The organism is Defluviimonas sp. D31 (assembly GCF_033436765.1).
GTDB lineage: Bacteria > Pseudomonadota > Alphaproteobacteria > Rhodobacterales > Rhodobacteraceae > Albidovulum.
Genome location: NZ_JAWQFN010000034.1, coordinates 1 through 7,670 on the forward strand (window position 1 = coordinate 1; position 7,670 = coordinate 7,670).

The 7,670-nt window shown below is 62.8% G+C and carries 6 protein-coding genes and 1 pseudogene; 6 read left to right on the plus strand and 1 reads right to left on the minus strand.

Annotated features, from left to right (window positions below):
* Window positions 1-222: 222 nt before the first annotated feature.
* Window positions 223-1,887 carry a winged helix-turn-helix domain-containing protein gene (locus R5H32_RS20300; RefSeq protein ID WP_318340470.1) on the minus strand — a complete coding sequence of 555 codons (1,665 nt, stop codon included), beginning with the start codon at window positions 1,885-1,887 and terminating at the stop codon, window positions 223-225.
* A 306-nt stretch (window positions 1,888-2,193) separates the two neighbouring features.
* Between R5H32_RS20300 and R5H32_RS20305 the strand changes: the two genes are divergently transcribed.
* The 6 genes and pseudogenes from R5H32_RS20305 to R5H32_RS20330 all read left to right on the plus strand — a co-directional run bounded on the left by R5H32_RS20305 (window position 2,194) and on the right by R5H32_RS20330 (window position 7,616).
* Window positions 2,194-2,745, plus strand: a complete 552-nt coding sequence (locus tag R5H32_RS20305; RefSeq protein WP_318340471.1) for an OsmC family protein — start codon at window positions 2,194-2,196, stop codon at window positions 2,743-2,745.
* Window positions 2,746-2,773: 28 nt separating this feature from the next.
* Entirely contained in the window at window positions 2,774-4,009 is a 1,236-nt protein-coding gene (locus R5H32_RS20310) for an NAD(P)-binding domain-containing protein (RefSeq protein WP_318340472.1), read from the plus strand.
* An 11-nt stretch (window positions 4,010-4,020) separates the two neighbouring features.
* On the plus strand, window positions 4,021-4,593 hold the full coding sequence (locus tag R5H32_RS20315; protein WP_318340473.1) for an OsmC family protein: 573 nt from the start codon (window positions 4,021-4,023) through the stop codon (window positions 4,591-4,593).
* A 31-nt stretch (window positions 4,594-4,624) separates the two neighbouring features.
* Window positions 4,625-5,677: pseudogene (locus R5H32_RS20320) on the plus strand (PLP-dependent cysteine synthase family protein); the annotation flags it as partial.
* 114 nt (window positions 5,678-5,791) lie between these two features.
* Complete coding sequence (locus R5H32_RS20325; RefSeq protein ID WP_318340475.1) at window positions 5,792-6,127, plus strand: glutaredoxin domain-containing protein; 336 nt, start codon at window positions 5,792-5,794, stop codon at window positions 6,125-6,127.
* 13 nt (window positions 6,128-6,140) lie between these two features.
* Window positions 6,141-7,616 (plus strand): pyridoxal phosphate-dependent decarboxylase family protein, encoded by a 1,476-nt coding sequence (locus R5H32_RS20330; protein ID WP_318340474.1) that lies wholly within the window; start codon window positions 6,141-6,143, stop codon window positions 7,614-7,616.
* Window positions 7,617-7,670 lie beyond the last annotated feature (54 nt).

Genomic DNA, 7,670 nt, shown 5'->3' on the forward strand with positions numbered 1-7,670 from the left:
TGATCTCGCGGCTCGTCTTGAAGTATTTGAACGGGTCAGGTTTCGACATCAAGCGACGCTAGTCGGCGCCCTGCCTCGCCGCAAGCTAGGTTCCTCTGACATCGCCTGCACCGCTGCCCCCATCAAGGTGCTCAACTTGACACCGCCCCATGCGCCACTTTGCCAGAAACCCAAATAGTACCAAAATGATTAGTAACCGCGTTTCTAAGGCCGACTGCCTGCCTATCTTTCTGGAAATCCTAGCGTCGCCAAGGCGTCGGACAGCACTTCTCGCTTTGCCTTATTTCTGAATGGGAACGCGGTGAAGAATGCCTCGATCGAAACATCCTTGCGGCGCGCCTTCGCCTCCTGCGTCCAGTATCGCGCCTGATCGTGGCGACCGGCGGCTTCGTTTATCACAGCAGCAAATGCGTTGATCAGATAATGCGCGCCCGGCGTCCGCGCGCCCTGATCTGCCCAGCGCGCGGCCTCGTCCATCTCGTCCAATTGAAAATGCGCCATGCCCTTTGCCGCAAGCATCGCATAGCGGAACGGGTCGAGCGGGCTGAGGCTGATTGATTTTTCAAGATTCTCAAGGGCGACTTGCCCATCGCCCGCCATCAGATCGGCCCAGCCATGCGCGTAGTAACCCTGCGCGAAACTGGGGCTCAGACTACACGACCGTTCCAGCCAGGACTGCCCCGCCGCTGGGTCGCCCCTGAGCCAGTGGGCGCGGCCGAAGTTAAAATTCGCGAACGGGTCCATGGGATCAAGCTCCACGGCCCGCTCCGCATGGCGCCTGGCATCGTCGATGGCGCGCGCATGATCTGTCGAATAGCGCAGAAACGCCGCCTGGAAGCTGACGAAGGACTGGGCCGCATGGGCGCGGGCAAAGAGCGGATCGAGTTCGGTTGCACGCTGGAAATAGTCGGCGGCACGGGCATTGTCCCCCCGGTTGAAGCGGAAGGCATGCTGAAGGCCGATGTGATAAAGTGACCAGGCATCAAGACCTGATGGTGCACGCAACCGCGCAAGCTGCGCTTCGTGTTGCGGGATGTGCAGTTCCATCGCCGAAATGATTAGGGCAACGATCTGTTCGCGCATGTCATGCACATCATCGATCTTGCCCGAGAGCCGATCACCCCAGACGACCTGCGAGCTCCGCGCATCGACAAGCTCGATCGCGATGCCGAGCGCGGGACCGAGGATATCAACCTCTCCCGACAAGACATAGGTCACGCCAAGCGCCGAGCGGATCGCCTCGAAATCCTGCAACGGCGGGCGAAACCGAAAGCTCGACCCCCGTGCCACGACCTTTAGCCAGCGCAGCCTTGAAAGGATGGAGATCAGTTCACCCGGGATCGCGTCGGCAATCGCGGAATACACCTCGGAACTGCCGATAAGCGTGAATGGCAGCACCGCGATCGAAGGCCTTTGCTCCACCGGAACCGTCTCGACAGGTTGTGCAACTTCTTGCAGTCGCGGCTCCGTCACAACTGCAGGCGCTACGATCCGAACATCCGCGACGAACCGGAATCCCCGGCGGTGAACCGTGCGGATATAACGCTGCTGTTTACCATCGTCTCCAAGGACGCGGCGCAGCGACTTGATCACCGTCGAAACCGCCGCGTCGGAGATGAAGCGCCCGTCCCAGACCTTCTCGACCAGTTCGTCCTTTGCAACCAGACGTTCGGCATTCTGCACTAGATGGCTCAGCACCGCGTAAGCCATCGGCTCGACCGGCAACACGTCATCTCCTCGGCGCAGATCGCCCCGGTTCAGATCAAGCGCGAAACCGTCGAACGCGTAATGCAAAAAGCCTTCCCCACCGAAACTCAGACTTTCCCCACAAATTACCCACCCCCTGCTCAAGACCACAAGCAAAAGCTGCCTGTATTGCTTTCCCATCAGCCCGGAAAGGGCCCGGAACGAAGAAGGAAAGCGAAATGGACGACTTGATGAAGAAAGACCGCAGGCCCCGCTATGGCAGCGGCTTTGACGGGCTTTCGCGACTGATCCCGAGCGACACCTCCCGCCGCTGCTACGCAGAGAGGAGCCCATTGCTCTCCAAGCCCCGAAAGGGCGGACGGCATCACTGAATGCGCCGGGCCCAAAAGGCCCGCCATCCCGGACCGGAATATCCGGCCATCGCCACAAACCTCGAAGATCAGACACAGAAAACTCTTGAAAGGAACGAAAATGCAAACTTCCACGATGACCAAGCCCGTATCGAACCGCGTCAATACCGAAGCCCTGATCGGCGCGCGCGGCGCGTTCGCCGAGATGCCCGAGGCGGCTGCCTTCACCTTCCGCAGCATCTGCGACTGGAAGGACGGTACCCACAGCACCAATGCGATCAACGGTTACTTCGGCCTCGGACAGAACCACGAACGCAAGGAAACCTTCCGCATCGACAGCGACCATCCAGAAGTTTTTGCCGCTGCCGACCGCGCCCCGACCCCGCCGGAGATCGTTCTGGCCGCGCTTGCCAGCTGCCTTTCCGGCGGTGTGGCGGCCGTCGCCCAGCACCGCGGCATCCAGTTGCACTATGTGCGCGCGATGGTCGAAGGCGACATCGACGTGCGTGGAATCCTCGGCATGGACCCGGACATCCGCAACGGTTTCTCGGCCATCCGCGTCAATTTCGAAATCGACGCCGACGCGACCGCCGATGAAATCCGCGCGCTGGTGGCCCAGTCGCAGAAACGCTCGGCCGTCTTCGACATTCTCACCAACCCGACGTCCGTCAACGTGAAAGTTGCCTGACCTAGCCGGTCCGACAGGAGCAAGACCCATGAAACACATTGGAACCCTCATCATCGGCGCCGGCCAGGCCGGCCTCGCGATGAGCCGCTGCCTGTCGGACCGCAACATCCCCCATGTCGTCTTGGAGCGTGGTGAGATCGCGAATTCCTGGCGGCATGAGCGGTGGGACAGCCTGCGGCTGCTCACCCCCAACTGGCAAAGCCGGCTGCCCGGCTTTGCCTACCAGGGGGACGACCCGGACGGCTTCATGACGATGCCCGAGGTTTCCCGTTTCCTGAACGATTACGCCGCCGCCAGCCACGCGCCCATCGAAGACCGCACCCGCGTTCTCTCCGTCACGCGCCACGGCGATGTCTACCGGGTTGCTACCGACCGGGGCGACTGGACCTGCGGCACACTCATACTGGCCACCGGGGCTTGCAGCATGGCTTCGGTCCCTAGATTTGCAGCGGAGATTCCGGACCGGATCGAACAGATCACCGCTCTCGACTACCGCAACCCCGACCAGCTTGCGCCAGGCGGCGTTCTGGTGGTCGGCGCTTCGGCAACCGGCGTCCAGCTTGCCGCCGAGATCCGCGCCGCCGGGCATGAGGTCATTCTTTCGGCCGGTGAGCATATCCGTATGCCGCGCCACTATCGCGGGCGGGATATCCAGTGGTGGATGGATCGTGCAGGCATTCACAGCACGCGGATCGACGAGGTCGATGACATCGATCGCGCGCGCCGCGTTCCTTCGCTGCAACTCATCGGGTCGCCCGTGCAGCGCTTTTGCGATCTAAACAGTCTTGCCGAGCAAGGGGTTGAGATTGTCGGCCGCCTCAGCGCCATCCGTGACCGCGCGGCACTATTTTCCGGTGCGCTGCACAACCATTGCGCGCTGTCGGACCTGAAGATGAACCGGCTGCTCGAAACGTTTGATGCCTGGGCCAAGGGAGCCGGTATCACCGGCATCGGCCCGATTGAACGCTTTGCGGCAACGCCTTGTCCCGCCTCGTCACGCTTGATGCTCTATCTCGGCAGTGGGCATGCCCGGACCATCCTGTGGGCGACCGGGTACAAGCCCGACTACAACTGGCTGCACTTGCCGGTCTTCGACCGCAAGGGCCGGCTGATGCACCGAGAGGGGCTGGTGGCACCAGGGCTTTACGTCCTTGGCTTGCCCTTTCTGCGGCGGCGCAATTCTGCCCTGATCGACGGCGTTGGCGCCGATGCCACCGCCATTGCCGATCACATTCTTTGTGCACACGGCCGTTCGGCGGCCTGAAAGGAAGGACTATGACCATGATGAAACCCGAAGCCGATGTGAAACCGATCCCTGCGCGGGACGAGGTTATCCGGCAAGCCCAGTCCGCCGTGATCGACCGGATGCAACGAGACATTGCCGCTGCGTGCAACACACTGGTGACAACCGGCCGGATTGAAGACGGGCTGACCTGCCACGCAGAGCAAGGCAAGTTTCGCGCGACGATGGATATGGGGCCGGGTATGGGCGGCGACGCTGCCGGACCAAGCCCGGGATTTTTCGCCCGCGCCGCTATCGTTGGATGCGTCGGCATCGGTGTAAAGATGATGGCCGCCCGCGAAGGGCTGGTCTTCCACTCGGTCGATGTCGCGATTGAATGCGATTTCGACGATGCCGCGCTGATGGGGCTGAGCACGCGCACTGCCGCCCCCTTGGAATCCCGGATACGGATCCAAATCGCAACGGACGAAGGCCGCGCCGCTGTTCAAGGCCTCGTCGACCGCGCCTTGTCGAAGGACCCCTGGTACCTCGCGCTTCGCGACGCCCAGGTCGTCCAGCACGAGGTTCACATGGTCGCAGATGCGGGCGCCGCCCCGGCCGCATGACCGATCAGACACAATGAAAAGGACAAAAGAAATGCACATGAAACCCATCCCCCAAACTGCCCCGCCGCTTCACGGCTCCATCCTCGAAACGATCGGCAATACGCCCATCGTCCGCATTAACCGCCTCGCGCCAGCAGGTGTCGAGCTTTACGTCAAGGTCGAGGCCTTCAACCCCGGTGGCTCGGTCAAGGACCGGTTCGCTTTGGCCGCGATCGAGGCGGCGGAGGCGAGCGGCGCCCTGAAATCCGGCCAGACCGTGGTCGAAGCGACGTCGGGCAATACCGGCATTGGCCTTGCGCTGGTTTGCGCGGCCAAGGGTTACCCGCTGGTCGTAACCATGGCCGAAAGCTTCAGCGTCGAGCGTCGCAAGCTGATGCGGTTCCTTGGCGCCAAGGTGGTGCTGACGCCCGCCGCGCAGAAGGGCACAGGCATGCTCGCCAAGGCCGAGGAACTGGCGCGTGAACATGGCTGGTTCCTCGCCCGGCAGTTCGAGAATGAGGCCAATGCAGACATGCATTCCCGCACCACCGCGCGGGAAATCGTTGATGCCTTTGGTGGGCAGGGCCCGGACTACTGGGTGACCGGCTTCGGGACCGGCGGCACACTGAAAGGCGTCTCTCGGGTCTTGCGCGCCGAATGCCCCAAGACGCGGATCGTTGTCGCAGAGCCGGACAACGTACCGCTGATGCAAAGCGGAATCGTACAGGAGCGGGATGCAGAGGGCCGCCCGGCGAGCCACCCGATGTTCCGACCCCATCTGATGCAGGGTTGGTCGCCGGACTTCATCGCGAAACTTGCTGAAGATGCCATAAGCGCAGGGGCAATCGACGCGTTCCAACCCGTCGCCGGGAATGCCGCCCTGCAAGCGGCGCGCGCTCTTGCGGCGCAGGAGGGCATCTTCTGCGGCATCAGCGCCGGTGCAACCTTCGCCGCCGCACTGGAAGTGGCGAAGACCGCCCCCAAAAGGTCGCGCATCGTTGCGATGCTGCCCGATACCGGCGAACGCTACATGTCCACGGTCCTTTTCGATGGCATCGAGGAGGAAATGAGCGACGATGAGGTCGCGCTGTCGCGGTCCACACCAGGTGCACGGTTCGACAGCACGGTCCCCACACCGGCGGCCTCTTCGGCCGCACCGACCTGCAAGCCCGAGGCCGCAAAGATGGTCGACGAGATCGTCGCGCAGCATCCCGTTGTGATGTTCGTCCTTGAATGGTGTGAATTCAGCTGGTCTGTACGCAAGCTCTTTGCCGCAGCGGGCGTGCCTTATCACGCGGTGGAGCTCGATGCGGCCGCGATGCAGAAGGACAACTTGGGCGGCGATCTCAGGGCCGCGCTGGGGGTCAGGACCGGCGTACCAACCATTCCGCAGATCTTTGTGGGCGGGACGCATGTTGGCGGTGCGACGGAAACCTTCGACGCGTTCAAGGATGGCTCTATGGCTGAGCGGCTGAACGCTCTCGGCCTCAGCTTCGACGCGAGCAAGACGGCCAATCCCTACAGGTTCCTGCCCGGATGGATGCATCCCCGGTAGATTGGAGTTCGACATGGCACACGCCCTTGCACATCTTGCCCATTCCGATGTTCTGACCCGCGCGGCGGCTTACGCGCGGGACTATCGGAGGGGCAACCACCCGATCAGCCCATCCGCCTCATCCGCCGCACTCAGGGAGCGGTTCTGCCTTCCCCTGACGGATGATGGACTGCCCGGCGCGCGCGTGATTGATGAGTTGATCGCGGCCGCCGAGCCGGGCCTTGTGGGCAATACCAGTCCGAATTTCTACGCCTGGGTCATGGGGGCGTCCGACCCGGTGGGAGTGGCCGCCGACTGGCTCACCTCCGCCTGGGGCCAGAACGCGGCGATCTACCAGTCCTCGCCCGCCGCTGCGACGGCGGAAGAGGCCGTGGAAGCCTGGCTTCTTGAACTTCTCGACCTGCCGCGAGAAAGCTCCGTCGGGTTTGTCGGCGGTGCGACCATGGCCGCCTTCGTGGGGCTCGCCGCCGCACGTGGGGAAGTGCTGCGGCGCGGTGGCTACGACATCGACGCAGAGGGGCTTCAGGGGGCGCCGAAAGTCCATATCTTCCTCAGTGACGATGCCCATGTCACCAACTACGCCGCCCTGCGCCAGTTGGGTTTCGGCGAGGCCAATTTTCACAAATTGCCGTCGGACGACGCCGGATTACTGTGTCCGGACGACCTGGCCGTCGCCATGGGTCGTGTTCAGGGGCCAAAGATCGTCGTGGCCCAGGCCGGGCACATCAATTCGGGAGGGTTCGAACCGCTGGCCGAGATTGCGGCGCTGGCGCGGTTGCATGATGCGTGGATGCACGTGGACGGCGCATTCGGACTATGGGCCCGGGCTTCGACCACCCGAAAGCATCTGGCCATGGGGGCGGAACTTGCCGACAGTTGGTCGGTCGATGGCCACAAATGGCTGCAACTGCCCTACGAATCCGGCTTTGCTATCGTCCGAAACAAGATTGCTCATCAACGCGCCATGCAGAAGTCCGCAGGCTACCTGAACGCGGCCGAGGAAGACGGGCGCAACCCATCGGCATTTACTCCGGGCCTGTCGCGCCGCGCTCAGGGCTTTGCCGCTTGGGCGGTGCTGCGCCGCCTCGGCCGCAACGGCGTCGCAGCATTGGTCGACCGGCATTGCGACGCCGCATCCCGACTGGCCCGGCGCATCAGCCGGGTCGGAGGGCTGGAAGTGTTGAACCGCATGGACCTCAACCAGATCGTTGTCGGCTGCCACAGCCTGAGCAATGAATGCTGGAAGATCACCGCGCTTGCCGAACGGCTAAATGCGGGGCGATGCGTCTTCGTTCGTACAGCCCTTTGGAAGGGGCGCACCGTTCTCAGGCTGTCTGTGATCTCCCAGGACTCGGAGGCGCGGCATGTCGAAACGCTCGCCGAATTGATTGAGGGGATTTGGCCTAAGATCGAGACCGAGGCTGAGAACATGGGCGGGTGGTGTCAGACCAATTCGAACCCGTCTTCGCTAATCGGGTTGCATATGTGAAGTCCTTCAGGCGGCTTGACCGCGCTGGCATCTGTGTCCCGGCAGGGTTCACTC

Excerpts from the sequence above, each read along its gene's own strand:
- R5H32_RS20315 (WP_318340473.1), top strand. The coding sequence starts at position 4,021 with ATGACCATGATGAAACCCGAAGCCGATGTGAAACCGATCCCTGCGCGG.
- R5H32_RS20310 (WP_318340472.1), top strand. The coding sequence starts at position 2,774 with ATGAAACACATTGGAACCCTCATCATCGGCGCCGGCCAGGCCGGCCTC.
- R5H32_RS20300 (WP_318340470.1), bottom strand. The coding sequence starts at position 1,887 with ATGGGAAAGCAATACAGGCAGCTTTTGCTTGTGGTCTTGAGCAGGGGG.
- R5H32_RS20330 (WP_318340474.1), top strand. The coding sequence starts at position 6,141 with ATGGCACACGCCCTTGCACATCTTGCCCATTCCGATGTTCTGACCCGC.
- R5H32_RS20305 (WP_318340471.1), top strand. The coding sequence starts at position 2,194 with ATGACCAAGCCCGTATCGAACCGCGTCAATACCGAAGCCCTGATCGGC.
- R5H32_RS20325 (WP_318340475.1), top strand. The coding sequence starts at position 5,792 with ATGTTCGTCCTTGAATGGTGTGAATTCAGCTGGTCTGTACGCAAGCTC.